The organism is Streptomyces toyocaensis (genome assembly GCF_000725125.1).
Taxonomy (GTDB): domain Bacteria; phylum Actinomycetota; class Actinomycetes; order Streptomycetales; family Streptomycetaceae; genus Streptomyces; species Streptomyces toyocaensis.
The window spans coordinates 1-25,916 of the sequence record NZ_JFCB01000006.1 but is presented as its reverse complement, the minus strand read 5'-3'; the positions used below and the strand labels follow the sequence as shown (position 1 = coordinate 25,916).

The following is a 25,916-nucleotide window of genomic DNA, read 5'->3' as shown; positions in this document are numbered from 1 at the left end:
TCAGGAGTCCCGGAGCTTCTTCAGCCGCTCCACGTCCGCCGCGTGTCCCTCCTTGCCGCCGGGCGTCTCGACGACCAGCGGTACGCCCGCGGTCGCCGGGTGCGTCATCAGGGCCCGGAAGGGATCCTCGCCGATGTGCCCGGCACCGATGTTGGCGTGACGGTCCTTGTGGGCGCCGACCACGTCCATGGAGTCATTGGCGTGGATCAGCTTCAGCCGCCCCTCGCCGACCGTGTCCACCAGCAGGTCCAGCGTCTGCCGCATGCCGTCGGGGCCGGTCAGATCGTGGCCGGCCGCGAAGACGTGACAGGTGTCCAGGCAGACACCCAGCTTCGGGTGGGCGTCCAGCGCCTCGAAGTACGGCCCGAAGTCCCAGGTCCGTGAGCACAGCGAGGAACCCTGGCCGGCGGTCGACTCCAGCAGCAGGAACGGGTCGTCGTCGTGGGTGAGCTCGTCGAGCAGCGGCAGCATGTACCGCCGTACCTGCCGCAGCGCCACCGACCGCTCCCGCCCGCCGGTCGCGCTGCCCGTGTGCACCACCACGCCCAGCGCCCCGATCTCCCGCCCGCGCCGCAGGGAGTGCCGCAGCGACTCCACGGACCGTTCCACGGTCGCCAGGGTGTGGGAGCCGAAGTTGATCAGGTACGGGGCGTGCACGTACGCCGGGATCGACTCCGCCGCGCAGGCCGCGCGGAACGCCTCGTCCTGCCGCGGACTGCCGGCCGGGGTGGCCCAGCCGCGCGGATTGGCGACGAAGACCTGCACGGTCTCGGCGCGCAGCTCGCGGGCGTAGGACAGGCCGACGGAATGCAGGCCCCCGGCCACGGGCACGTGGCCGCCGATCGGGTTGCGTACGGGGCCGGACGGGTGACTCTTCACGCGTCAAGGGTGTCATGGGCGCGGGAGTCCCCGGGACGGCCCCTCCGGTCAGCGGATCTCGATGGTGATCGTCGACCCCTTGGGCGCGCTGTCGCCACCGTCCACGGACTGGCCCTTCACGGTGTCGCCGAACAGGCCGAGCAGTCCGCGGTCCTCGTCCACCCGGAACCCGGCGCCCTCCAGCTTCTCCCTGGCCTCGCCCACGCTGTCGCCGACCACGTCCGGCACCTCGGCCATCTCGGGGCCCTTGGACAGCGTCAGCGTCACGGTGTCGCCCTCGGCGACCCTGCCGCCCGGGCCCGGGTCCTGCCGGGCCACCCGGCCCGCGTCGTACTCGGAGGTGACCCGCTCGGTGGCGACCTTCACCTCCAGCCCGGCCTCCTCCAGCTCGGCGCGCGCGTCCTCGAGGTCGTCCCCGGCCACGTCCGGCACGTCCACCGGGGCGCCCTTGCTCACGGTGAGTGCCACCGCGGAGCCCGCGCGGACCTCGGTGCCCTTGCCGGGCTCCGTGGAGATCACGGAGCCGGCGGGCACGGAGTCACTGAACTCCCGGGTCGACATGCCCGGCTTCAGGCCCTCGTCCTCCAGCAGCGACCGCGCCTTGTCCTGCGGGTAGCCGTCGAGGTCGGGCACCCGCACGGTCCGCGGGCCCTTGGAGAGGGTCAGCGACACCGAGTCGTTGGTGCGGATGCGGGCACCGGCCTCGGGGTCGGTGGCGACCACCTTGCCCCGCTCCACCGTGTCGCTGTACGCCTCCGACACCTGGCCGGCGTCCAGCCCGGCGTCCGCCAGCCGGTCCCGGGCCTCCTTCTCGGTCTTCGCCAGCAGCGGCGGGACCTTGGTGAACTGGCCGGAGTTGATGTACCACACGCCCGCGCCCAGCCCGAGGACCAGCAGTACGCCAATGACGATCGCCATCGGCCCGCGCCGCAGCGCCGTCCGCCCCCGGGGCGGCAGCGGCGGCGGGGACCGGAACCGGCTGGTGCGGTGCGCGGCGTCCGCGCCCTCGTCCTCCTCGTTCACGGGCAGTGGGCGGCGCACGGTCAGCGCGCGCGGGATGACACTCGTCCGGTCGTCGGCGTTGTCGTGCTCCGACGCCAGCGCCTGCGGCGGCACCGCGTCGAGCTGCTCGTCACCGAGCCGGGCACGCGCGTCGCGGGCCCGCGCGAGCAGCGCCACCGCGTCGTGCGGACGCACCTCGGGGCCGCGCGCGGTAGCCGACGCGACCAGTTCGTCCAGCTCGTACGCCATGCCGGGCACGGCGGCCGACGGCGGCGGCACGTCGTCGTGGAGATGCTTGTAGAGCACGATCGCGGGCGAGTCGCCGTCGTGAGGCTTCTCACCGGTCAGCATCTCGTAGAGCAGGATGCCGCAGGCGTAGACGTCCACGCGCGGGTCGGCGGTGCCGTGCTCGATCTGCTCCGGGGCCAGGTAGGAGACCGTGCCCAGCACGGTGCCGGTGGTGTTCGTCACCGAGTCCACCGCGCGGACCAGCCCGAAGTCGGCGACCTTGACCCGGCCGTCGTCCCCGATGAGCACGTTCTCGGGCTTCATGTCCCGGTGCACGAACCCGGCCCGGTGCGCGGCACCGAGCGCGGCCAGCACCGGCTCCAGGATGTCCAGCGCGGCCCGCGGCTGGAGCGCCCCGCGCTCGCGGAGCACGTCGCGCAGGGTGCAGCCGGCGATGTACTCCATCGCCAGGTAGACGTACGCCCCGTCGGTGCCCTGGTCGAAGACCTGCACCACGTTCGGGTGGGCCAGGCGCGCCACCGACTTCGCCTCGCGGATGAACCGCTCGACGAACGACGCGTCGGCGGCGAGGGAGGGGTGCATCACCTTGAGCGCGAGGACGCGGTCGAGGCGGGTGTCCACGGCCCGGTAGACCGTGGCCATCCCGCCGACCGCGATCCGCGCGTCGACGCGGTACCGGCCGTCGAGCACCTGCCCGACCAGAGGGTCCTGAAGGGTCGTGTCCACGCAGCGAGTCTACGAGCCCGCACGGACACCCCCGACCCGTTCAACCGCCGTTGGAGCGGACCTGTGACCTGTCTTACCCGGCTGCCCGGCGGTGCGCCGGGCCGGGGCGTGCACCGCTCACCGCGCCGGCACGATGGCCCGCGGTACGCGTGGGGCGCCTAGAACGCCGGCCGCTCCGGGTCCAGCACGGCGAGGCCTTCCGCGGGAGACGACGCCGTGGCGAACCACCGCCGCGGAATCCGTCCCGCGAGCCGGGCGAGCCGCCCCGCCTCCACCGCCGCCCGCATCGCGCCGGCCATCAGCACGGGCTCCTGCGCCCGCGTCACCGCGGACGCCAGCATCACCCCCGCGCACCCCAGCTCCATCGCCAGCGCCGCGTCGGAGGCGGTCCCCGCCCCCGCGTCCAGGATCACCGGCACCCCCGCCCGCTCCACGATCAGCTCGAAGTTGTGCGGATTGCGGATCCCCAGCCCCGACCCGATCGGCGACCCCAGCGGCATGACCGCCGCGCACCCGGCGTCCTCCAGCTTCCGCGCCAGCACGGGATCGTCGTTCGTGTAGGGCAGCACCGTGAACCCGTCGTCGACCAGCGTCTCCGCCGCGTCCAGCAGCTCCACCGGGTCCGGCAGCAGGGTCCGCTCGTCGGCGATGACCTCCAGCTTGACGAGGTCCGTACCGAGCGCCTCCCGCGCGAGCCGCGCCGTGAGCACCGCCTCCCCGGCGGTGAAGCACCCCGCCGTGTTCGGCAGCACCCGGATGCCCAGCTTCTCCAGCACCGACAGCACGGACCCGTGCACCGAGGGGTCCACGCGCCGCATCGCGACGGTCGTCAGCTCCGTACCGGACGCCACCAGCGCCCGCTCCAGCACGTCGAGGCTCGGCGCCCCTCCGGTACCCATGATCAGGCGGGACGTGAAGGACGTACCGCCGAGGACCAGCGGATCGTCGGCCATGGTCAGCCTCCTTGGACGGCGGTGAGGACCTCCACCCGGTCCCCCTCCGCGAGGGGGGTGGTGGGCCACTGCGCGCGCGGGACGACGGTTTCGTTGAGGGCGGCGGCCACGCCCGAGGCGGCCGCGGTGAGCGTGGTGACGACGACGTCGAGAGCCGTGCCCGGCTCGATCTCCCGGCGTTCCCCGTTGACCGAGATGGTGACCGGGGCGCTCATGCGGGCTGCTCCGAGAGGACGGCGGCGCCGAAGCGCCGGGGGGTGAAGGGGCGGGCCACCTCCGGCAGTGCACCGGTGGTCAGCACGTCCGCCATGGCGTCGCCGGTGACCGGCGTCAGCAGCACGCCGTTGCGGTGGTGGCCGGTGGCCAGCAGGAGCCCCTCGACTTCCGTCGGGCCGAGCAGCGGCGCGTTGTCGGGGGAGCCGGGGCGCAGCCCGGCGCGGGTCTCGGTCAGCGGCAGCTCGGTGATCCCGGGGACCAGCTCGTGGGCGTCGCGCAGCAGTTCGTACACGCCGCCCGCGGTCACGGTGGTGTCCCAGCCCATCTCCTCGCTCGTCGCGCCGATCACCAGCTCGCCGTCCTCGCGCGGGACCAGGTAGACGTGGCTGCCGCGCACCACCGCCCGCACGGTCCGGTTCAGGAAGGGCCCCGGGCGGTCGGGCATCGTCAGACGCACCACCTGCCCCTTCACGGGGCGCACGGGCGGCAGGACGTCCCGCGGGACACCCGCCAGCCGGCCGCTGAGGCTGCCCGCGGCGAGTACCACCTGCCCGGCGCCCAGCTCACCGCCGTCGGCGGTGACGACGCCCGTCGCGCGGCCGGCCGCGACGACGAGCCGCTCGGCCCAGGCGCGGTGGAGGGTCACACCGGCCCGCTCGCAGGCGGTGACCAGGGCGGCAGCGAGCCGCCGCGGATCGATCTGGTGGTCGCCGTCCACCCGCAGCCCGCCGCGCACCCCCGGCGCGAGCATCGGCTCGAGGCGCCGGCACTCCCGACCGGTCAGCCACTGCGACTCCAGCCCCGACCGCTGCTGCAGGGCGTGCAGTTCGCGCAGGTGGGCGCGGTCGTCGGCGTCCAGGGCCACGGCGAGCGTGCCGCACCTGCGGTAGCCGAGGTCCTGGCCGGTGAACTCGGTCAGCTCGGCCGCGAAGCCGGGGTAGCGCCGCGCGGAGGCGACGTTCAGACCGAGCAGGGTCTCCTCGCCGTAGTGCAGTTCCGTGACGGCCGCGAGCATCCCGGCGGCCACCCGGGCGGCCCCGCCGCCCGGCTCGGGGTCCACGACGGCCGTGGCGAGACCGCGCTGCGCGGCCCGCCAGGCCGTGACCAGTCCGATGATTCCGCCCCCGACGACGAGGACGTCGGGGGTACGCGTGGGCGACATGGGCGTCCAGCCCCTCCCTTCGCCGGCATGACCCGGATCAGGTTCGTACGGTCGGAGGCCGCCAGCCTCCCTCTCAGCCCGGTGCGTCCGGGCTCCCGCGAGTGCTTTACGGTGGCCACCCTAGCCCGCAGCACGACGCACTCGTAAGGGAGCCCGTCATGGCACGGTCGCTCGACGGACTCGTCCTCGCCCCCGTGGCCGACCAGGCTCCCGGCCAGGTCGGCACCCGTACACGGTTCGTCTACCACGAGCGGGACGGCGAGATCTGGGCCGAGTACGCCGGCGGCGACGTGGCGCGCGGGCACCTCGTCGGCACCCGCGCCGGGGACCGGCTGGACTTCCGGTACGTCCAGCTCAAGCGGGACGGCACGACGTCCTCGGGACACTGCGTGTCGACGGTCGTGGAGCTGCCCGACGGCCGGGTGCGGCTGGAGGAGAACTGGGAGTGGGAGTCGCAGCGGGGCAGCGGCACGAGCGTGGTGGAACAGCTCCCGGACGACGCGGACCTACGGATCGTCCCCACGGGGTGATTATGGTGACCGGGTGAGCGAGCAGACGCAGGAACCGGGACGGGCCGAGCCGCGGCGGGTCGTGGTGGCGGGTGCGGGCATGGCCGGCGTGCAGACCGCGGCCGCCCTGCGGGAGCAGGGGTTCACCGGCACCCTGACCCTGATCGGCGCGGAGCCCCACCAGCCGTACGACCGGCCGCCGTTGTCCAAGGCGGTGCTGCTCGGCACGGCCGAGAACTCCGCCTTCGACGTGGACTTCGAGGAGCTCCGCGTCGACCTCAGGCTCGGCTGCGAGGTGCTCGGCCTGCGCCCCGGCGACCACGAGCTGGACACGGAGGCCGGGCCCGTCCCGTACGACGTCCTGGTGATCGCCACCGGCGCCGAACCGGTCCGGCTGCCGGGCACGGAGGGCGTCCCGGGTGTGCATCTGCTGCGCACCCTGGACGACGCCGAACGGCTGCGCCCGGTGCTCGCGCGGCAGCACGACGTCGTGGTGGTCGGCGCCGGCTGGATCGGCGCGGAGTTCGCCACGGCGGCCCGCGAGGCGGGCTGCGCGGTCACGGTCGTGGAGGCCGGGGAGCGGCCGCTGGCCGAGGCGCTGCCCGCCGAGGTGACCGCCCCGATGGCCGCCTGGTACGCCGAGGCGGGGGTCACGCTGCGCACGCACGCGCGCGTGGAGCGCGCCGAGCCCGGCGCGGTCGTCCTGGACGACGGCACGCGGCTGCCCGCGGGAGCCGTGGTCGTCGGCATCGGGGCCCGGCCCGCAACGGCCTGGCTGGCGGGGTCCGGGGTCGCACTCGGCGCGCGGGGCGAGGTCGTGGCCGACCGCCACCTGATGACCTCGGTGCCGGACGTGTACGCGGTCGGCGACTGCGCGTCCTTCCCGTCCGCGCGCTACGGCGAACGCCTGCTGGTCCACCACTGGGACAACGCCCTGCAGGGCCCGCGCACGGTCGCCCTGAACGTCCTCGGCGTGCCCGCGGGCCACGCCCCGGCGGTGTACGACCCGGTGCCGTACTTCTGGTCCGAGCAGTTCGGCCGCTTCGTCCAGTACGCCGGACACCACGCGGGCGCCGACCGGACCGTGTGGCGCGGGGACCCGGCCGACCCGTCGTGGAGTGTCTGCTGGCTGCGGGAGTCCCGGCTGGTCGCGCTGCTCGCGGTGGGGCGGCCCAGGGACCTGACGCAGGGGCGCCGGCTGATCGAGGCGGGCGCGCCGATGGACCCCGGGCTGCTGGCGGACCCGGCGCGGCCCCTGAAGTCGGCGACGGCGTGAGGCCCCGGTCCCGCGCCCCCGGGCGACGTGCCGGGCCGACCCGTCCGCCCGGGTGGACGGGGCCGACTTCCGACTGTCAGCGGCAGGTGGCAGGCTTGTCCCGTGACCGAGATTGACGCAAAGATCGATGCTCTCGTCCCCGCCTGGCTCACTCTCCCCGACATCGCCGAGAAGTTCGGCGTCGAGGTGACGCGCGTCCGGCAGCTGGTCAAGGAGGGCCAGCTCATCGCCGTGCGCCGAGGTGAGAACCGCGCGCTGCACGTCCCCGCGGCCTTCATCGACGGGGACAAGGTCGTCAAGGGCCTGACCGGCACCCTGACGCTCCTGCGGGACGACGGCTTCACGGTCGAAGAGATGCTGGAATGGCTCTTCACCCCCGACCCGACCCTGCCGGGCACGCCCGCCCAGGCGCTCGGCGAGAACCGCGGCACGGAGGTGAAGCGCCGGGCCCAGGCACTCGCGGTCTGACCCGCATCCGACCGACCGGAGTCCGAACAGCACCGGCCGGGGCACCAGCCCCGGCCGTGGGGGCCCGTGCGCCACCGACACCCCGGGGGGACACCCGAATGACCGAGACCGAACGCGCGCGGCTCGCCGATGCCCGCCTGTATCTCTGCACCGACGCCCGCAGGCGGCAGGGGGACCTGCCGGAGTTCCTGGACGCGGTCCTGGCCGGCGGGGTCGACATCGTGCAGCTGCGCGACAAGGGCATGGAGGCCGCCGAGGAACTGGAGCACCTGGCGGTCCTCGCCGAGGCCTGCGCCCGGCACGGCAAGCTCCTCGCGGTCAACGACCGCGCGGACGTCGCCCACGCGGCCGGAGCCGACGTCCTCCACCTCGGTCAGGGCGACCTCCCCGTCTCCGCCGCCCGCGCCCTCCTCGGTGACGGGGTCCTGATCGGCCGCTCGACCCACACAGGGTCCGAGGCCGCCGCGGCAGCCGTCCAGCCCGGGGTGGACTACTTCTGCACCGGCCCCTGCTGGCCCACCCCCACCAAGCCCGGCCGCCACGCTCCCGGCCTCGGCCTGGTCCGTCACACCGCCGCCCTCGGCACCGACCGCCCCTGGTTCGCCATCGGCGGCATCGACCTGGGCAACCTCGACCAGGTCCTGGACGCCGGTGCCCGCCGGGTCGTCGTCGTCCGCGCCCTCACCGAGGCGGACGACCCGGGAGCGGCGGCCGCCGAGTTCGCCAAGCGGCTGCGGGAGGCCGCCCGGGACGCCGGGTGACTCCCCGGGCCCCCGGGCATCTCAGGTTCGTCCACATCGTGGACAGCAAGTCCGCGAATCAGACAAAACTCCCGCTTTTGGTTGGGGGACCGCCGCCCCCTGGCTAACCTGCCCGTATGGCCCTAGGAACCGCATCCACCAGGACTGATCGCGCCCGCACCGTGCGCGACATGCTCGCCGCCGGAAAGACGACGTACTCGTTCGAGTTCTGGGCCCCCAAGACGGAGAAGGGCGAGCGCAACCTCTGGAACGCGCTCCGCAGGGTCGAGGCCGTCGCCCCGAGTTTCGTCTCCGTCACGTACGGCGCGGGCGGTTCCACCCGCGCCGGCACGGTGCGGGCGACCGAGCAGATCGCCGCCGACACCACCCTCACCCCGGTCGCCCACCTCACCGCTGTCGACCACTCCGTCGCCGAGCTGCGCAACATCATCGGCCAGTACGCCGACGCCGGGATCCGCAACATGCTCGCCGTGCGCGGTGACCCGCCCGGCGACCCCATGGCCGACTGGGTGCCGCACCCGCGGGGCCTGACCTACGCGGCCGAACTCGTGCGGCTCATCAAGGAGTCGGGCGACTTCTGCGTCGGCGTCGCGGCCTTCCCGGAGATGCACCCGCGCTCGGCCGACTGGGACACCGACGTCGCCCACTTCGTCGACAAGTGCCGGGCCGGCGCCGACTACGCGATCACGCAGATGTTCTTCCAGCCCGAGTCCTATCTGCGCCTGCGTGACCGAGTCCACGCGGCGGGCTGCGAGACCCCTGTCATCCCCGAGGTCATGCCGGTGACCAGCGTGAAGATGCTGGAGAGGTTGCCAAAGCTGAGTAATGCCTCCTTCCCCGACGCCCTCAAAGAGCGGATCCTCACAGCGAAGGACGATCCGGCGGCGGTACGCTCCATCGGTATCGACTTCGCCACGGAGTTCTGCGCGCGGCTGCTGGCCGAGGGAGTGCCGGGACTGCACTTCATCACGCTGAACAACTCCACGGCGACGCTGGAAATCTACGAGAACCTGGGTCTGCACCACCCGCCGCAGGCCTAGACCGGTCGCACGCACATACGACACACTGCGTAACGGCCACTGGGAGAGGGGCGTACATGGGCTGGACGGTCCTCTACATCGCGTTCGGCATCGTCGCACTGTGGTTGCTGGGCGAGGTGCTGCTGCAGTACAAGGCGCGGCTGCGCTGGCGGCTGCTCGCCTTCGCCGGCTTCCTCGGTGTCGTGCTCGGCGTGCTGATCCCGTCCGTGCCCGTCATCGGGCTGGGCGCCGCCGCCTTCGCCGTCGGCCAGACCTACGTCACGCTGTCGTTCCGCCGCGGCTTCCAGGCGGGCTGGGCGGTCAACGCACCGATGCTGGCCGCCGCCACGGGCCGCCGCGGTGACCGCGGACGCCGGGAACCGGCCCTGGAGGTCTCCGACCTGGAGACGCCCCGCGGGGGTCACGGCGACGAGGGCGACGGCCACCACGACCGCACCGCCTACGGCACGGACGACGACTACGAACGCGACGACGTGTTCACCCCCGCCCGCCCCGACCGGCAGCCGGCCGAGGGGGGCGCCTCCGTGTACGAGCCGCAGCCCCTGCCCGACGACACCGGCTCCTACGGCGTCTACGGCGACCAGGGGTACGCCGCCCCCTCCCAGGACCCGTACGCGGGCGCCACCCAGGGCGCCGACCAGAACTACGCCTACGACTACTCCGGCTACGGCCAGCAGCAGGGCTACGACACCACGGGCCAGCAGTACGCCGCCTACTCCGACCCGTACATCGGCTCCCCGACGTACGGCGGCACGTCCTACGACACCGGGTACACCGACCAGCAGCAGTACGGCCAGCAGGGCTACACCCAGGACCCGTACGCGGGCGGCTACGGTGGCGAGACCCCGGCCGGCGGCCTGTGGGTCCCGCAGCAGCGCAGCACCGACGAACCCTACGGCGGCGAACTCCCCGCGGAGCAGCCGTACCCGTACCAGGGCGAGCAGCAGACGCACCACAACGGCAACGGGTACGACGAGCAGTACCGCTTCTGACCCGCGCTCACTGCGACCCGCGGAACTCCGGCCCCTCCACGATCAGCCCGGCGACGAGCGCCCCCGACATCCCGGCGTGCGGGAGCCCGCCGCCGGGGTGGGACCAGCCGCCGACCGTGTACAGCCCCGGCAGCCGGGTGCTGTTGGACGGCTGGAGCAGCCGGCCGCCCGCCGCGGCCAGCGCGGGCACCGGCACCGCGCCGCCCTCCGCGCCCGTCTCCCCGGCGACGTCGGCCGGGGTGCGCACCTCGTGCCGGAGGAGCCGGCCGCGCAGTCCGGGCACCGCCCGCTCGGCGACGGCGACCAGCTTCTCGGCATGGGCGTCCGGCGTCCCCCCGGCGCCCACGGGCAGCACCGCCGTCACCGTGACCGCCTCGTGGGCGTCGTCCGGGACCACCGCCGGATCGTCCGGCCGCAGAACCGTCACCGTGGGGCGCGCGGGCAGGGCGCCGGACGGACCGAACAGCGACTCCAGCTCCGCCTCGCGGTCCTCCGCGTGCACGACCGTACGGTGCGGCGTGCCCGGCGGACGCCCGCCCCGCAGCGCCATCAGCACCGTCACCCGGCTCGCCGCCCCCCGCGGGGCGGGGACCTCGCCGTCGCCGCGCGGCCGCGTCCCCCGGCCGATGCGGTCCAGCACCTCGGGAGGCACCCCGGCGACCACGAGGTCCGCCTCCGCCACCGTCCCGTCGGCGAGCTCGAGACCCGCCGCCCGGCCGTCCTTCTCCAGCACCCCGGCGGCCTCCGTGCCGAAGCGGAACTCCACCCGGCGGGCCAGGCAGCGCTCGTACACCGCCCGCGCCAGCTCGCGCATCCCGCCCCGCACGTACCAGGTGCCGAAGGCGTGCTCCATGTAGGGCAGCACCGCCGCGCTCGCCGGGGTCGCGCGGGGATCGAGGCCGTGTCCCAGCGCGTGACCCTCCAGGAGGGCGGTCAGCCGGGGATCGCGCAGTTCCCACGCCCCGACCTCGGCGAGCGTGCCCGCCGTCCGGGTGCGCAGCAGCCGCTTGTGCGGGACCGCCGGATACGGCTCGCGCTCGGCCAGGACCTGCCAGTTGGGCCACAGCGGCTCCTCCAGCAGCGGCCGGCGCGAGCGGTCCCAGGCCTCCCTGGCCCGCACCAGGAAGTCGCCCCAGCGCCGGGCCGCGGGCGTCCCCAGGGTTTCCTCCAGGGCGGAGACGACGCCCGCGCGCGAGGCGTTGGGCAGCGACAGGCGCGTACCGTCCGCGAACACGTGGTGCGACGACGGATCGACCTGGACCAGCTCGACGCACGCCTCCAGCGGCTCCCGGCCCGTCTTCACGAACAGATCGCGGTACACCGCCGGCAGGGGGAGCAGCCCCGGCCCCGTGTCGAAGGAGAACCCGTCCCACTCCACCCGGCGCAGGGCACCGCCGTACGTCTCCGTGCGCTCGTACACCACCACCCGGTGGCCCGCGACGGCCAGCCGGGCGGCGGCCGCCATCGCGCCCATCCCGGCGCCGATCACCGCAATCCGTGCCATGCCAGGGACTGTATCCGCCGGTCCCTCCGGCCCGTCCCCCGAGTACCCGCGCCCCCGCCCGGGTGACCAGTGGGCGGCAGGCGGCCGTGGGCGGGGGCACGCAGGACTGAGTATCCGTACCTACGCGCCCAGTTGAGTACGCGCGCGGATGGGGACCGGCCTGCGGGAACGAGAGAGTGGGGACCACGGAGAGGGGCACGGCTTCCGGAACCGGCGACACGGGGCGCCGGAACGGGGCCGGGCCGCGATCCGCTCCTTCCGCCGGCACCGTCGGCGGGAGCGAGGCACGGGGGAACCCGGGGGACGACCGCGAAGGGGTTCACGGGGGACGTACGGGGGAGCACGGAAGACGCCGGTCCGGCCGGTGGCCCGCGGGGGACGCGGCCACCGGCCGGACCGGCACCTTCTGGTGCCGGGTGGCTCAGCGGTGGCCGCTGACCCGCCCCTGCAGCAGCCGGGACAGCGCCGCGTGCACGTCGTCCAGCGAGCGCTCCGGCTGGAAGGACTTCCAGTCCAGCGCGGCCACCAGCACCATGCCCACCAGCGCCGCCGCCGTCAGCGGGACGTCGATCTCCTCGCTCAGCTCGCTGTTCGCCACGCCCTCGCGCAGCACCCCCTCGACCACCGCGACCGCCTGCTGGCGCACCACCATCAGCGTGGACTGCCAGGCCCGGTTGGTGCGCCACAACTCGGCCACGTACAGCTGGGTGAACGCCGGGTAGCGGTCGATGAAGACCAGCCCCGCGCGGATCATCGCGTCCAGGGCGTCGACCCTGCTGCCGCCCTCCCGAGCCGTCTTCTCGGCGGCATCCCGGAGCGAAGCGGTCAGCAGACCGACCCCGTGCCGCAGCAGCTCCTCGAAGAGGACCGACTTGCTCGCGAAGTTGTAGTAGACCGTGCCCTTCGCGACTCCCGCCCGCTCGGCGATCTCGTCCACGGTGGTGGCGGAGAAGCCCTGCTCGGCGATGAGGGTGACGGCCGCCTCGTAGAGCTTCTGCCGGGTGGCCTCTCGGCGGGCACTGCCGCCCGGCGTGGTGCTGCTGCGTTCCATGGCCCTGATTCTCACAGGAGCCCCGCCGCGTCCGTTCACAGGCTCAGCTCCGGGTGCAACCGCTCCATCGTCCACACCTGGCGTCGGCGGGCCGACAGCGCCGTCAGTGCCAGGGCGCCCGCGGTGAAGGCCGTCAGCACGGCACAGGCCTGCCACACCGGGCCGAGGCCGCCGCCCGTGACGAGCCGCCGGAGCGCCTCGACGACGTAGCTCATCGGCAGGAACGGGTGCAGCGCGTTGAAGAACGGCGGGCTCGTCTGAACGGGGTACGTGCCGCCCGCCGAGGTCAGCTGGAGCATCAGCAGGGCGAGGACGAGGATCCGGCCGGCCGCCCCGAAGCGGGCGTTCAGCCACTGCACGATCGCCGCGAAGCACGCCGTCACCAGGAACAGGAACCCCACCGTCCCGGCCGCCCGGACCATCCGCAGCCCGAGCCCCCAGTGCAGCACCGACATCAGGGCCACCGTCTGCAGCACCCCGATCGCCACCACGGGCAGCCAGCCCGCGAGCGCGATCCGCCAGGCCGAGGCGCCCGCCGCGAGGGCACGCCGGTTCATCGGCGCGATCAGCATGTACGCCACCATCGCACCCACCCACAGCGACAGCGGGATGAAGTACGGGGCGAATCCGGTGCCGTAGTTGGGCGCCTTGTGCAGATCGTCCGAGACGAGCCGCACCGGGTCGGCCATCACCTCGGTGCGCAGGTCGCGCTCCCGCTTGTCGTAGTCGGGGATCCTCCCGGCACCGTCGTGCAGCCCGCCGGCCAGTTCGCCGGAGCCGCCGACGAGCTTGTACAGGCCGCCGTGCAGGTCGTCCGCGCCGGTCTTCAGCTCGCCGACGCCCTTGTCGAGGTCCCGGGCGCCGGTCTCGGCCGTCCCGAGTCCCTTGTTGAGCTTCTTCGCCCCGGCGGCGACCTTGCCGGCCCCGGTGTTGAGCTGGTTGATCCGGGTGACGGCGTCCTCCAGGTCCTCGGAGAGGTGCGGCGCGCGGCCGGCGAGCGCCCGGGCCTGCTTCTCCAGGGTGGCGAGCTGCCCGTCGAGCTCGTCCAGGTCGTCGCGGTGGTCGGTGACCAGCGTGCTGACGTCGCCGGCGACGCCCGCCGCCGTGGCCGCCGCGTCCCGTGCCTTCCTCAGGTCCGCGCAGGCGGGATCGGGCAGGGCGGGGTCCTCGCAGCGCGCCTTGTGGACGCCGGCGACGGTGGCGGACGCCGCGCGGGCGTCCTTGGCGGCTGCCGGCGCCTCCTCCTGCAGCGCGTCGAGGTCGCCGCGGAGCCGGCCGGCCGAGTCGGCGACGAACCGCGCGGTGTCGCCGATGGCCTTCTCGTTGCCCTTCAGGAACGGGCCCACCTCGGCGTCGGCCGCGTTCACCTTCTCGGCGAGCCTGCGCGTCCCGTCCGCGACCTTCCCGGAGCCGTCCTCCAGGTCCCCCGCGCCCTTGTGGAGGTCCTTGAGTCCCTTGGACAGCTTGCCGCTGCCCTTGCGGGCGTCCGCCAGGCCGTCGGCGAGGTCCTGGGAGCCCTGCTCCGCCTTCCCGATGCCGCCGCTCAGCTTGTCGGCGCCCTTCGCCGCCCGCACGGTCTCGCCGTGGATGTCGGAGAACGAGACGAAGATCCGGTCCAGGAAGGAGCGGGCGGTCTTCGTGGACGCGGCCCGGCGCACCTCACCGAACACGGTCCGGGAGATCTGCCCGACGATGTAGTTGTTGGCGTCGTTCGTCCGCACCCGGAGGGCGCCGGTCTCGGGGGAGTCGCCCGAGCTGGAGGCGATGCGGCGGCTGAAGTCGGCGGGCAGGGTCAGCGACAGGTAGTAGGTGCCGTCCTCGACACCCCGCCGGGCCTCGTCCGCGCTCACTTCCCGCCAGTCGAAGGTGTCGCTGTCGCGCAGGCCGTCGGCGATGTCGTCGCCCGCGGTGATCCGCTTCCCGTCGGCCCTCGCGCCCGTGTCCTCGTTCACCAGCGCCACGGGGATCCGGTCCAGACGCCCGTACGGATCCCAGAACGACCACAGGTACAGGGCGCCGTACAGCAGCGGCAGCACCAGCAGGGCGACCAGGGCCGCGCGGGGCAGGGCGCCGCGGCCGAAGCGCCTGAGCTCAAGAGCGGCCAGTTTCGGCGAGCGCATCGGCTGCCGCCTCCTTCGTCTCGTCGGTCGGGCCGGCACCGGTGCGGACGGCCACCGCGTCGCGCGGTGCCTCGCTGCACACGGCCAGCACGGTGGTTCCGGTGTCGGCGACGGACCTCAGGAGGGCCCAGATCTCGTCCCGTTCGGCCGGGGAGAGCTTCAGATCGGTGTCGTCCACACCCAGCAGCCCGGGACGCCCCAGCAGCGCCAGCGCGAGCGACAGCTGCAGGGCCTCCACCCGCTCCAGATCCCGCACGGCCGTCCGCGGGCCCTTGGGCAGGGTCGCGAGGTCCAGTCCGGCGGTGGTCAGCACGGCGTCGATGTGCAGCCGCTCCTCGAGCCCGCGCTCACCGCGCGGACGCAGGCGCAGCCGCGGACGTGGGAGCGGGCCGCCGAACCGGCGCCGCAGCAGTGCCTGTTCGCGCAGGTGCTCGCCGACGGTGAAGGCCGGGTCGAGATCGGTCACGCCGGTGACGTGCGCGAGTGCGCTGCGGCGGCGTACGGCGGCCATGCGCCTGGGCAGTTCGAGCCCGCCGACGGCGGCCACGCCCTCCGTGGACCGCATCCGCCCGGTGAGCGCGAGCAGCAGGCAGGTGCGGCCCGAACCGGACGGCCCCTCCACCGCGATCAGCGACCCGGGCTCGGCGTCGGCCGAGACACCGCGGAACGCCCAGCCCCGTGGTCCTCGGAGGCCGAAGTCCTCGGCGGAGACGGCGAGTCCGAGTGACTCGTCCACACGTACCCCCTCTTCTGAACTGACTGGTCAGTACAAAAACTAGCCCGAACGGCCGGTCGAAGCAAAAGCCCAGGTCAGAACGGATTGTCAGTGCCATACCTCACGATGTGTACATACGGCGCCCGTCTCGGGGCGTGCCGTCACGAAGACGACAGGAGGTTCGTCATGGCCAACTCGTCCGCAGCCGCCGCCCGTCGGCGCCGCGCATCCGGCCCTGCCCCCTCACTGAACGGCCCGGCGAGCGACATCCACCCCGTGCTGCGCCGCGCCGCGGCCCCGCCCGCCGCCCTCGACCTGCTCGCCCAGGCCCGTGCCGGACTCGACGAGGCAACCGTCCTCGAACCACCGAACGAGCGCTATGCGACGGCCCACCTCGCCGCCCTGCGCACCGCGGCCGCCGTGCTCGCCGCACGCGGCCGGCCGGAGACCTCGCCCCGCGGCCGGGCGAGGATCCGGAGCGCCTGGGAAGTGCTCCCCGAGATCGCGCCCGAGCTCACCGAGTGGAGCGCTCTGTTCGCCTCCGGGGCCCTGCGCCGCGCCCGGGCCGAGGCGGGCATCCAGGGTGCGGCGAGCGCCCGTGACGCCGACGACCTGATACGGGACGTGGCGATGTTCCTCCGTCTGGTCGAACGCATGCTGGTCCTCCAGCCGGTCCTCCCCCAGCCCCGGGGCGGCACCGACGGCCCCGGTGACACCCCGGACGCGGGCCGGCCCCGCCCCCAGGGGCGCGAAGGGGGTCTGGGGGCCTAGCCCTCAAGGAAGGGAAGGGGCGGAGGGGCGAAAACCCAGGGCCCGCCCCGGAGGCCCCAGCCGGGTGCCCTTCCCCCGCGCCGCAGGCCATAGGGTGGACAGCACCTGCAGCCCGACCGCCCCGCCGACACCAAGGCGGTGCCCCGCCGAGGAGTCACTACCGTGCCGGACCCGATGCGACCCCGCGCCGCTCTTCGTACCGCCGTGGTCTGGGAGGTACTCCAGGACGCCCTGGAGCGCCGGGTCAAGGCGACCGGACGACCGGCGCTGGACGTCCTCGACACCGGCGGCGGCAGCGGCAACTTCGCGGTGCCCCTCGCCCGGCTCGGCCACCGGGTGACCGTCGTCGACCCCAGCCCCAACGCCCTGTTCGCCCTGGAGCGCCGCGCCGCCGAGGACGGTGTCGCCGACCGGGTCAAGGGCGTCCAGGGCGACGCCCACGGCCTCTTCGACGTGGCCGAGCGCGCCGGCTACGACATCGTGCTGTGCCACGGCGTCCTGGAGTACGTCGACGACCCGGCCGAGGGCGTGCGCAACGCGGTGGCCGCCCTGCGCCCCGGGGGCGTCCTCAGCCTGCTCGCCGCGGGCCTCGGCGGCGCCGTGCTCGCCCGCGCCCTCGCCGGTCACTTCACGGAGGCCAAGCAGGCGCTCGACGACCCGAACGGCCGATGGGGCGCGGGCGACCCCGTACCGCGTCGTTTCACCGCCGACGAGCTCACCGCTCTCGTGGAGGGCGCGGGCCTCCGGGTCGGCGCCGTGCACGGCGTCCGGGTCTTCGCCGACCTCGTCCCCGGCGTGCTCGTCGACACCGAGCCCGGGGCCCTGGACGCCCTGCTGAAGCTGGAGGCCGCCGCGGCCGAGCTCGCCGCCTTCCGCTCGGTGGCCACCCAGCTCCACGTACTCGGCGAGACGCAAGGGGACTGAGGGCCCGAGGACAGCGGTGACGCGCCGCTGATCAGCGGCGCGTCCGGCGGTTCCACCGTGCATGGAGTGCGCCACAGGCCCCCCGAATGGCGGCTTGGCGCCGTATGATCGAGGGAGACCGCCCGGCATGACGGGTCGGCCGCCGGGGAATGAGAAGCCTCAGCGGGCCGGGACGTGATGGCTGGTACCGGTTGGCCAATTGGCGCAGAGGGGCGGGTTTCACGGGGGCGATTCCCTGCCTATCCTGAAGGGACCCCCCGGGTCGCCCCGGCGACTGCACGATGAGGAGGACTCCGTGCCGCTCTCGGAGCACGAGCAGCGCATGCTCGAGCAAATGGAGCGAGCGCTGTACGCCGAAGATCCCAAGTTCGCGACGGCGCTCGAGGGAAGCGGACTGCGTACGTACACCCGGCGACGGGTCTACCAGGCGGTCGCGGGCTTCCTTGTTGGTATCGCGCTCCTCATGGCCGGTATGGTCGCCCAGCAGGTCTGGCTCAGTGTCGTGGGATTCCTCGTCATGCTGGGCTGCGCGGTGCTCGCGGTCACCGGCTGGCGCAAGGCCCCCAAGCCGGGCGAGCAGGGTGCCGGTGTCCCAGGTGCGGCCCCGGCCGGGCGTCAGGGGAGACAGCGCCGCTCCATGATGGACCGCATCGAACAGCGCTGGCAGCGCCGCCGCGACGAGCAGGGCGGCCGCTAGCCCCGCGCTCCGGCGCACATGGACCTGGTTCAGGGGGTGACCACCACGTCGGTGGTCACCCCCTGAACCATGTCCGGAGGGTGCTGCGGGCCGCCGCCGCGACCGGGCTCGTCGTCCTCCCCTCCGGGTCCTTGCCTTCAGGACCTGGCAGGCCCCCGGGCGGCAGGGGCGGGCGAAGGGGTGCCTCCCGCCGAAAGCGGGGGAGGCACCAGGCCGGTACCGGCTCGGCGGTCAGCCCTCCTGGCGGGACGGCCGCCGCCAGGCCGGGCGCACCGCGAGCATCCGGCCGCGGACACCGGACCACCACGCGGACAGCGCCCAGACCGCACGCACCACCGACCGCGGGGCCGCCACCGCACGCAGCCGCGTCCGCCGCCCCGCCGTGGCCCGCAGGCCGGAGACCGCCCGGCGCACGTCGTCCGACAGCCCCGCCGCCGGCCGCGGCCGCGGCGCGTACAGCACCTGTTCCACCGCGTCCGCGACCCGGTGCACCGACCGCGCACCGCTCTCGCCGAGACGGCCGAGCCGCACGATCCGGGCGGCCGCCGCGCGTGGGGTCAGTGACTCGTCCGGCACGATGCCGTAGTCCCACGCCGAGTCGGTCAGCTCGTCCCAGACGGCCAGGACGTGCGGCGCCGTGTCCGCCTCCGACCGGCCGTGCCCGCCCAGCCGCACGGCCCGGGTCCGCAGCCGCCACAGCATCGGCGACAGCGGAAGGACCAGCACGGCGAGACCCGCCAGCGCCCACACCAGCAGCGCGTACCACTGCGGCCCGTCGCCGCCCGTGGGCAGGGCCGCCTGCGGCGACTCGCTCCCGCACCCGTCCAGCTTCCTGCGCTCCGCGGTACAGCTCTCGCTCTCCGAGGGCGCCGCGGACGGCTCGTCGGGCGCGGCCTGGGACGGCCGTGCCGGGTCGGGCGCCGTGTCGTCCGCCGCGTCCGGCACCGTGTACGGCGGCGTCGAACCACGGGTCGGGGTCGGCTCGAATCGGGTCCAGCCCACGCCCTCGAAGTACAGCTCCGGCCAGGCGTGCGCGTCCCGCAGCCCGACCGCGACGGTTCCGTCCGCCTGCGGGGTGCCGGGCGCGAAGCCCACCGCGACCCGCGCCGGGATGCCCAGCGAGCGGGCCATCGAGGCCATCGCGAAGGAGAAGTGCACGCAGAAGCCCTGCTTGTCCCTCAGGAAGCGGGCGATCGCCTGCGAGCCGCTGCCGACGTCCACCTCGGTGTCGTACTCGAAGTCGCCGTTCAGCGTGAAGTACTCCTGGAGTCTGACCGCCCGGTCGTAGGCGCTGTCCGCGCCCGCGGTGACCTCACGGGCGGTGCGGGACACCACGGCCGGCAGCGAGTCCGGCAGCTCGGTGTACTCGCGCTGCAGCGCAGGCGGCGGCGCCGGCGCGTCGGCCAGCTGCTCCGCCGTGGGCTGCACGTGCAGGCTGCGCACCTCGTACGTCACGCCGCGCGTGTTCTGCCCGTGGTCGCCGACCAGCGTCATGCCGACGGGTTCGTAGCGCCAGTTGCCCCTGATGCTCACCCCGCTCGGGGGGTAGGGCATCGGCAGCCAGTCCTGGCCGTACCAGTCGGCGGTGGAGATCGTCGTGCCGACCTCCGTGCGCCCGATGTCGGGGCCGAGGCCCGGAGGCGTCGGGAACGTACCGTCGGGCACCGTGGTGATGGACCGCTTGGACGGCTTCCACGTGGTCCCGTCGAAGTCGTCCAGGGACACGATCCGCAGGTACAGGTCCGAGACGTCCGTCATCTCGGAGCGCACCGACATCACCTGACGGTCCTCGTCCACGTTCAGCGAGTCGCGCAGCGAGACCAGCGGGTTCACGGCGGAGATGGTGCCGCCTCCGCCCAGCCCCGAGCCCGCGCCCGAGCCCGCGGGGTCCAGCAGGCCGCCGTTCATCGCGGGCAGGCCGAGCGGCGCCACCAGGGCGATGCCCAGCGTGAGCACACCGATCCGCCGCCCGGTGCGCACCGGTGCCACGGCGCCGGGCCGGTCGTCACGGGGCCCGCGGCCCGGCCCGGCGAACACCCGCCCCCACTGGGAGAGCCGGTCGCGGCCCTCCGCGAGCAGCAGCATCAGGTAGCCGGCCGCCGCCAGCAGGAACCACAGCCAGTCGATGCCGTTGTCCGACAGTCCCGCGGCCACCGAGTACAGAGCGAGCAGCGGAAGCCCGGCGGGGGCCGCGCTGCGGAAGGTCACCGCGACGGTGTCCACCAGCAGCCCGATCACCAGGACCCCGCCGACCAGCATCAGCCGGATGCCGTCCGACAGCGGCGCCGGGGTCGAGTACCGGCTGACGTCGTCGCCGCCCTGCTCCAGCAGCTCGGCGAAGAAGCGGAAGGTGTCGGGGCCGGGTATCAGCCCGCCGAGGGCGTGCTCACGCGCGAACACCAGGGTCAGCAGCACCAGCGTGACCAGGACCTGCGCCGCCACCGTCACCGGACGCGCCAGCGGCACCCGCCGGGTGGCCGCGCCGGTACCGGACTGCACGGCCAGCAGGAAAGCCGACTGGACGATCCAGGTCGACGGTTCGACCAGCGGCAGCAGGGCGCACGCCGCCATCAGTGTGGCCGCCCACGCGCAGATGGCCAGCCTCGCCCGCCCGCTGATCACGGTCCCTCCCCACCGGCTGCCGCGGCCAGGCCCGACCGTTCCCGGTCCGCCTGCCGCCACAACTCGTTCAGCGAGGCTCCCCGCGGCACCCCCAGCGCCGTCCAGCCCGCCTCGCGCAGCATCCGCAGCCGCTCCTCGCCCGTCCCCGACGGACCGGGCACCTCGGCCGGTTGCCTCAGCCAGGCCTCGCTGTTCAGCAGGAAGGCGAGCGCACCCCCGCTGCGCTGCCGCATCCGGGCGAGCACCGCGGCCTGCTCCTCGTCGAGATCGCCGAGGAAGGCCACCAGCAGGCCCTCGTTCCCGCCGCGCACCACGTCGTAGGCGCGGGACAGGCCCTCCTCGTCGGAGTGGTCCACCACGGCGAGGGTGTCCATCATCAGCCCGGCCGCGTCCGCCGACTCCTTGCTCACTCCTGCGAACCCGTCGGCCCCCTCGCCTGGCACCGAGCTGCCGGTGTCCGTCAGCAGCCGCACCGAGAAGCCCCGCTCCAGCATGTGCACCAGCACGGAGGCCGCGCCCGACACCGCCCACTCGAACGCCGAGTCCGGTCCCGCGCCCTCGTAGGCGACGGCCCGGGTGTCCAGCAGCACCGTGCACCGGGCACGCTGCGGCTGCTCCTCGCGCCGCACCATCAGCTCGCCGTAGCGCGCGGTGGAGCGCCAGTGCACCCGGCGCAGATCGTCACCGTAGCGGTAGCCCCGCGGGATCACGTCGTCCTCGCCGGCCAGTGCCAGCGAACGCTGCCGCCCCTCCCCGTACCCCTTGGCCTCGCCGCTCAGCCGCACCGGCGGCAGCGGCTCCACGCGCGGGATCACCGTCAGCGTGTCGTACGTGGAGAAGGAGCGGGTCAGCTCGCACATCCCGAACGGGTCGGACAGCCGCAACTGGAGCGGGCCCAGCGGATAGCGGCCGCGCAGGTCGGAGCGGACCCGGTAGGACACCTCGCGGCGTCCGCCCGCCTCCACCCGGTCCAGCACGAAGCGAGGGCGCGGGCCGAGCACGTAGGGCACCCGGTCCTGGAGCATCAGCAGGCCGGTGGGCAGCCGCGAGATGTTCTCCATCCGCAGGTGGACCCGTGACTCGGAGCCGGCGGGCACCCGCCCGGGGGAGAGCCGGCGGCTGCCTGCGACCCGGTAGCGGGTCCGGTACAGCACGGCCGCGCACACCAGCGGCAGCACCGCCAGCAGCAGGCCGACCCGCAGCAGATCGCTCTGGCCCAGCACGTACGCGCAGACGGCGGCGGCCACACCGGCGGCCAGGAAGGAGCGCCCGCGGGTGGTGAGCCCCGCCAGTGCCGTCCTGACGCCGCTCCGGTCGCCCTTGTCGTCCCCCGCGTGGACGGCGCCCGCGGTGGTCATCACAGCCTCCGGGGCGGCTGTGAGCCGTAGCCCGGGCCGCCGCGGCCCGGTCCGAAGCCGTTCGGCTGCGGGGCCGCGGCGGGCACCGGGGTGCTCTGCAGGATCTCCCGCACCACGTGCTCGGCGCCGCGGCGGTTCAGCTGGGCCTGTGCGGTGGGCAGCAGCCGATGGGTGAGCACCGCCACGGCGAGTGCCTGCACGTCGTCCGGCAGCGCGTACTCCCGGCCGCTGAGGGCGGCGGACGCCTTCGCCGCGCGCAGCAGGTGCAGCGTCGCGCGCGGAGAGGCGCCGAGTCTGAGGTCGGGGTGCCTGCGCGTGGCGGAGACCAGCTCCACCACGTACCGGCGCACCGGCTCGGCCACGTGCACGGCGCGCACCGCCTCGATCAGCTTCAGGATCTCGTGCGCGTGCGCCACCGGCTGGAGGTCCTCCAGCGGGGAGACACCACCGTGCACGTCCAGCATCTGCAGCTCGGCCTCCGCGCTCGGGTAGCCGACCGAGACACGGGCCATGAAACGGTCGCGCTGCGCCTCGGGCAGCGGATAGGTGCCCTCCATCTCGACCGGGTTCTGCGTCGCCACGACCATGAACGGGCTGGGCAGTTCGTAGGTCTTGCCGTCGATGGTGACCTGGCGCTCCTCCATCGACTCCAGCAGCGCGGACTGCGTCTTCGGCGAGGCGCGGTTGATCTCGTCACCGATCACCACCTGTGCGAAGACGGCGCCCGGCTTGAACTCGAAGTCCTGGTGCTGCTGGTCCCAGATGGACACACCCGTGATGTCCGACGGCAGCAGGTCCGGCGTGAACTGGATCCGCCGCACCGAGCAGTCGATGGACCGTGCCAGTGCCTTGGCCAGCATCGTCTTGCCGACTCCCGGGACGTCCTCGATGAGCAGATGTCCCTCGGCGAGCAGTACGGTCAGCGAGAGCCGTACGACCTCGGGCTTTCCCTCGATCACGCCTTCCACCGAACTCCGCACGCGTTCCACCACGGCGGTCAGATCAGTGAGACTCGCTCGATCGTCATAGGTCGTCACCCGGCCCTCCTCGGCCTTTCCCCTCGCTCCTACAGGAGCGGGGAACCCCACATGTCCCGGGCCGACGCCTCTTCGTGCGGACCGGCCCACCCCGAATCACGGACACCACGCGGGAAAAGTTCCGCGTGGCACCACTCCCGCATTCTTGCCGCCGTTACCGATTCGTGTCACTCGCCTGTGGACAACTGACGGCGATGTGTCAGGTCATACGGCTGGAACGGCTTCCGGAGCTCAACGCGTCTGCGGGGAGTCCCACGCGTGTCCGGGGCGGGCGGCCGGGTCAGGCGGGGTCGACCTCGCGCAGCAGGCCCGTCTTGACGTCGAAGACGAATCCGCGCACGTCGTCGGTGTGCAGCAGGAACGGGGAGGTCCGCACGCGCTGCATCGACTGGCGCACGTCCTGGTCGACGTCCCGGAAGGCCTCCACGGCCCAGGCGGGACGCTGGCCCACCTCCATCTCCAGGTCGTGCCGGAACTCCTCCGTGAGGGATTCCAGACCGCAGTTGCTGTGGTGGATGAGGACCACGCTGCGGGTGCCGAGCGCCCGCTGGCTGATGGTGAGCGAACGGATCACGTCGTCGGTGACCACTCCGCCCGCGTTGCGGATGGTGTGGCAGTCGCCGAGGGAGAGGCCCAGCGCGGCGTGCAGGTCGAGGCGCGCGTCCATGCAGGCCACCACGGCCACGTTCAGCACCGGCCGGGCGTCCATCCCCGGGTCGGTGAAGGCGGCCGCGTACTGCTCGTTCGCTTCGACCAGACGGTCGGTGACCGTGCCCTGGGCGACGGTGGTGTTTCCGGAGTCTGCGGGAACCGATGCGGAAGTCGTCATACCCATGACGGTACTGGTCACGGGGGGAGGAGGCCTGTTGTGAGACGGGACAAAGAACGTCAGCGATCCTTGTTGTGAGGTAATCCACAGGAGTGGTGTGAGCCCCCTCCCGAGGATGATTCACCCGATCATCCCCTTGACGCGCGCCGCGGACCGCGCCGCGGGTGCCGGTTGATTGACCGGGCGGGGCCGTGGACTAAAGTGACGCGAAGCGGGAGGCGCGTGCGCCTGCCGCACGGACATTCCCCCGGAGACCCCGGCCACGACCGGGGGATCTCCCCGCGTGCGCGGCGCGCACGTACGGCTCGGCCTCCTCCCGCCGCCGCTCGGCCGACGCCCCCGGCGCCGGCCGCCCCTTCACCGGGGGAGGGCGGGGACCCGGCGGTGCGTGTACGCCGTGCCGGATCTGAGAGGGCCACTTGACCCAGAGTCGACACGTTCCGGTGATGCTCCAGCGGTGCCTGGACCTGCTGGCACCCGCCCTGGAGCGGCCGGGCGCGGTGGCCGTCGACTGCACCCTCGGCCTCGGCGGCCACAGCGAGGCCCTGCTCCGGCGGTTCCCCGAGGCGCGGCTCGTCGCCCTGGACCGCGACAAGGAGGCCCTGCGCCTGTCCGGCGAGCGGCTCGCGCCCTTCGGTGAGCGGGCCACCCTGGTGCACGCCGTCTACGACGAGCTCCCCGACGTGCTCGCCCGGCTCGGCATCGCGCGCGTGGACGGCGTCCTCTTCGACCTCGGTGTGTCGTCCATGCAGCTCGACGAGGCCGACCGCGGCTTCGCCTACGCCCAGGACGCCCCTCTCGACATGCGCATGGACCAGACGGCCGGCGTCAGCGCCGCCGAGGTCCTCAACACCTACCCGCCCGGCGAACTGGTCCGCATCCTGCGCGCCTACGGGGAGGAGAAGCAGGCCAAGCGCATCGTGTCCGCCGTCGTGCGCGAGCGGGAGAAGGAGCCGTTCACCAACAGCGCGCGCCTGGTCGAGCTGATCCGCGACGCGCTGCCGCAGGCCGCCAAGCGCACCGGCGGCAACCCGGCCAAGCGCACTTTCCAGGCCCTGCGGATCGAGGTCAACGGCGAGCTGTCGGTACTGGAGCGGGCGATCCCGGCGGCCGTGAAGGCCCTCGGCGTGGGCGGGCGGATCGCCGTGCTGTCGTACCACTCCCTGGAGGACCGCCTCGTCAAGCAGGTGTTCGCGGCGGGCGCCGCCACCACCGCCCCGCCCGGTCTCCCGGTCGTCCCCGAGCGGTACCAGCCCCGGCTCAAGCTGCTCACGCGCGGTGCCGAACTTCCCACCGAGGAGGAGATCGCCGAGAACCGCCGCGCGGCCCCCGCGCGGCTGCGCGGCGCCGAGCGGATCCGGGAGGACGCCGAGTGAGGCACGGACGGCACGGCCGGTGAGGCCCGGCCGCCCAGGAGGCGGGTGACGGGCCGGGCGTACGGGTGGGACGAGCGAACCCAGGGGAGCGTGAGTGAGCAGGGAACCCGAACTGAAGGGGCGACCCGGACCGAAGGGGCGACCCGGACCGAACGGGCGACCCGGACCGAACGGGCGACCCGGACCGAAGGGGCGGCCCGAGCTGAAGGGGAGGGCGGCCCGGCTCGCGCGGCTCCTGCCCACCGGACGCGCCCAGGCGGCGCGCACCCCCTTCGTCCTCCTCGTCGTCCTGCTCCTCGGCGGCGGTCTGATCGGACTCCTGGTGCTGAACTCCGCCCTCAGCGAGGGCGCGTTCCGGCTCGACGACCTCCAGCGGGAGACCAAGAACCTCACCGACGAGGAACAGGCCCTGCAGCGGGACATCGACGCCTACTCCGCGCCCGACGCCCTCCAGCGCCGGGCCCGCGAACTCGGCATGGTGCCCGGCGGCGACCCCGCTTTCCTCGGCCCCGACGGCAAGGTCAAGGGCGTGCCCGGCGCCGCCTCGCCCGCCCGTGCCCCCCTGGTCCTCGCCCCCGAGGCGCTGGCCACCGCCACGGCCCCGCCCCCCACCGCGGCGCCGGGCGCGGCCCCCGGTTCCACGCCCTCCACAGCGACCCCCGGCAGGTGACGGAAGTGT

24 protein-coding genes and 1 riboswitch are annotated in these 25,916 nt (G+C 74.0%); of the genes, 11 read left to right on the top strand and 13 right to left on the bottom strand.

The window, feature by feature from the left end; all coding sequences use genetic code 11:
* The 5 genes from BU52_RS09280 to thiO all read right to left on the bottom strand — a co-directional run bounded on the left by BU52_RS09280 (position 1) and on the right by thiO (position 5,187).
* The gene (locus BU52_RS09280; RefSeq protein WP_037931151.1) at positions 1–879 is read right to left on the bottom strand and encodes a deoxyribonuclease IV; all 879 of its coding nucleotides are present in this window, start codon (positions 877–879) and stop codon (positions 1–3) included.
* A 48-nt stretch (positions 880–927) separates the two neighbouring features.
* On the bottom strand, positions 928–2,856 hold the full coding sequence (gene pknB / locus BU52_RS09275; protein WP_037931150.1) for a Stk1 family PASTA domain-containing Ser/Thr kinase: 1,929 nt from the start codon (positions 2,854–2,856) through the stop codon (positions 928–930).
* A gap of 158 nt (positions 2,857–3,014) precedes the next feature.
* Positions 3,015–3,809, bottom strand: a complete 795-nt coding sequence (locus BU52_RS09270; protein WP_037931148.1) for a thiazole synthase — start codon at positions 3,807–3,809, stop codon at positions 3,015–3,017.
* A 2-nt stretch (positions 3,810–3,811) separates the two neighbouring features.
* Positions 3,812–4,024 (bottom strand): sulfur carrier protein ThiS, encoded by a 213-nt coding sequence (gene thiS, locus BU52_RS09265; protein WP_037931146.1) that lies wholly within the window; start codon positions 4,022–4,024, stop codon positions 3,812–3,814.
* Positions 4,021–5,187, bottom strand: a complete 1,167-nt coding sequence (gene thiO, locus BU52_RS09260) for a glycine oxidase ThiO (protein ID WP_037931144.1) — start codon at positions 5,185–5,187, stop codon at positions 4,021–4,023. The genes thiS and thiO overlap by 4 nt, the downstream gene beginning before the upstream one ends.
* Positions 5,185–5,296, bottom strand: a riboswitch (TPP riboswitch). It overlaps the preceding gene by 3 nt.
* Before the next feature lie 49 nt (positions 5,297–5,345).
* Between thiO and BU52_RS09255 the strand changes: the two genes are divergently transcribed.
* The 6 genes from BU52_RS09255 (at position 5,346) to BU52_RS09230 (ending at position 10,233) form a co-directional block, all read left to right on the top strand.
* Positions 5,346–5,717, top strand: a complete 372-nt coding sequence (locus BU52_RS09255) for a hypothetical protein (protein ID WP_037931142.1) — start codon at positions 5,346–5,348, stop codon at positions 5,715–5,717.
* A gap of 13 nt (positions 5,718–5,730) precedes the next feature.
* A complete protein-coding gene (locus tag BU52_RS09250; protein ID WP_037931140.1) occupies positions 5,731–6,972 on the top strand; it encodes an NAD(P)/FAD-dependent oxidoreductase in 1,242 nt (413 codons plus the stop codon).
* Positions 6,973–7,074: 102 nt separating this feature from the next.
* Positions 7,075–7,440, top strand: a complete 366-nt coding sequence (locus tag BU52_RS09245; protein WP_037931138.1) for an Rv2175c family DNA-binding protein — start codon at positions 7,075–7,077, stop codon at positions 7,438–7,440.
* Between the two features lie 98 nt (positions 7,441–7,538).
* Positions 7,539–8,201 (top strand): thiamine phosphate synthase, encoded by a 663-nt coding sequence (thiE, locus tag BU52_RS09240; RefSeq protein ID WP_037931136.1) that lies wholly within the window; start codon positions 7,539–7,541, stop codon positions 8,199–8,201.
* A gap of 116 nt (positions 8,202–8,317) precedes the next feature.
* The gene (metF, locus tag BU52_RS09235; protein ID WP_051858067.1) at positions 8,318–9,241 is read left to right on the top strand and encodes a methylenetetrahydrofolate reductase [NAD(P)H]; all 924 of its coding nucleotides are present in this window, start codon (positions 8,318–8,320) and stop codon (positions 9,239–9,241) included.
* Between the two features lie 56 nt (positions 9,242–9,297).
* Positions 9,298–10,233: an SCO2102 family sporulation regulator gene (locus tag BU52_RS09230; RefSeq protein ID WP_037931132.1), complete on the top strand. Its 936-nt coding sequence runs from the start codon at positions 9,298–9,300 to the stop codon at positions 10,231–10,233.
* Positions 10,234–10,240: 7 nt separating this feature from the next.
* Here the strand turns inward: BU52_RS09230 and BU52_RS09225 are convergent, their stop codons facing one another.
* The 4 genes from BU52_RS09225 to BU52_RS09210 form a co-directional block, all read right to left on the bottom strand.
* Positions 10,241–11,737, bottom strand: coding sequence for a phytoene desaturase family protein (locus BU52_RS09225; protein WP_037931130.1), 1,497 nt, complete (start codon positions 11,735–11,737; stop codon positions 10,241–10,243).
* Positions 11,738–12,158: 421 nt separating this feature from the next.
* Positions 12,159–12,788, bottom strand: coding sequence for a TetR/AcrR family transcriptional regulator (locus BU52_RS09220; protein ID WP_037931128.1), 630 nt, complete (start codon positions 12,786–12,788; stop codon positions 12,159–12,161).
* Positions 12,789–12,823: 35 nt separating this feature from the next.
* On the bottom strand, positions 12,824–14,908 hold the full coding sequence (locus BU52_RS09215) for a YhgE/Pip domain-containing protein (protein WP_037931126.1): 2,085 nt from the start codon (positions 14,906–14,908) through the stop codon (positions 12,824–12,826).
* Positions 14,880–15,644 (bottom strand): ATP-binding cassette domain-containing protein, encoded by a 765-nt coding sequence (locus BU52_RS09210; protein ID WP_037931124.1) that lies wholly within the window; start codon positions 15,642–15,644, stop codon positions 14,880–14,882. Before BU52_RS09210 ends, BU52_RS09215 begins: the two co-directional genes overlap by 29 nt.
* Before the next feature lie 165 nt (positions 15,645–15,809).
* On the opposite strand from BU52_RS09210, the gene BU52_RS09205 reads away from it, so the two are divergent.
* From BU52_RS09205 to BU52_RS09195, 3 genes are all read left to right on the top strand, one after another.
* A complete protein-coding gene (locus BU52_RS09205) occupies positions 15,810–16,394 on the top strand; it encodes an SAV_6107 family HEPN domain-containing protein (RefSeq protein WP_051858065.1) in 585 nt (194 codons plus the stop codon).
* Between the two features lie 162 nt (positions 16,395–16,556).
* A complete protein-coding gene (locus BU52_RS09200; protein ID WP_051858062.1) occupies positions 16,557–17,318 on the top strand; it encodes a methyltransferase in 762 nt (253 codons plus the stop codon).
* 295 nt (positions 17,319–17,613) lie between these two features.
* Positions 17,614–18,015: a DUF3040 domain-containing protein gene (locus BU52_RS09195; protein ID WP_037931119.1), complete on the top strand. Its 402-nt coding sequence runs from the start codon at positions 17,614–17,616 to the stop codon at positions 18,013–18,015.
* A 231-nt stretch (positions 18,016–18,246) separates the two neighbouring features.
* On the opposite strand, the gene BU52_RS09190 is transcribed toward BU52_RS09195, so the two are convergent.
* The 4 genes from BU52_RS09190 to BU52_RS09175 form a co-directional block, all read right to left on the bottom strand.
* Positions 18,247–20,586 (bottom strand): DUF3488 and transglutaminase-like domain-containing protein, encoded by a 2,340-nt coding sequence (locus tag BU52_RS09190; protein WP_200881171.1) that lies wholly within the window; start codon positions 20,584–20,586, stop codon positions 18,247–18,249.
* 47 nt (positions 20,587–20,633) lie between these two features.
* Positions 20,634–21,995 carry a DUF58 domain-containing protein gene (locus BU52_RS09185; RefSeq protein ID WP_037931117.1) on the bottom strand — a complete coding sequence of 454 codons (1,362 nt, stop codon included), beginning with the start codon at positions 21,993–21,995 and terminating at the stop codon, positions 20,634–20,636.
* Positions 21,995–23,032 carry an AAA family ATPase gene (locus tag BU52_RS09180; RefSeq protein ID WP_037931115.1) on the bottom strand — a complete coding sequence of 346 codons (1,038 nt, stop codon included), beginning with the start codon at positions 23,030–23,032 and terminating at the stop codon, positions 21,995–21,997. The genes BU52_RS09185 and BU52_RS09180 overlap by 1 nt, the downstream gene beginning before the upstream one ends.
* Positions 23,033–23,312: 280 nt before the next feature.
* Positions 23,313–23,861, bottom strand: coding sequence for a beta-class carbonic anhydrase (locus BU52_RS09175; protein ID WP_037931544.1), 549 nt, complete (start codon positions 23,859–23,861; stop codon positions 23,313–23,315).
* Positions 23,862–24,280: 419 nt separating this feature from the next.
* Here BU52_RS09175 and rsmH point away from each other — a divergent pair, with 419 nt between their 5' ends.
* Together rsmH and BU52_RS09165 are read left to right on the top strand one after the other, a co-directional pair.
* Complete coding sequence (gene rsmH, locus BU52_RS09170) at positions 24,281–25,237, top strand: 16S rRNA (cytosine(1402)-N(4))-methyltransferase RsmH (RefSeq protein WP_078903173.1); 957 nt, start codon at positions 24,281–24,283, stop codon at positions 25,235–25,237.
* A gap of 202 nt (positions 25,238–25,439) precedes the next feature.
* Entirely contained in the window at positions 25,440–25,907 is a 468-nt protein-coding gene (locus BU52_RS09165; protein WP_037931542.1) for a septum formation initiator family protein, read from the top strand.
* The last annotated feature ends 9 nt before the right edge of the window (positions 25,908–25,916 follow it).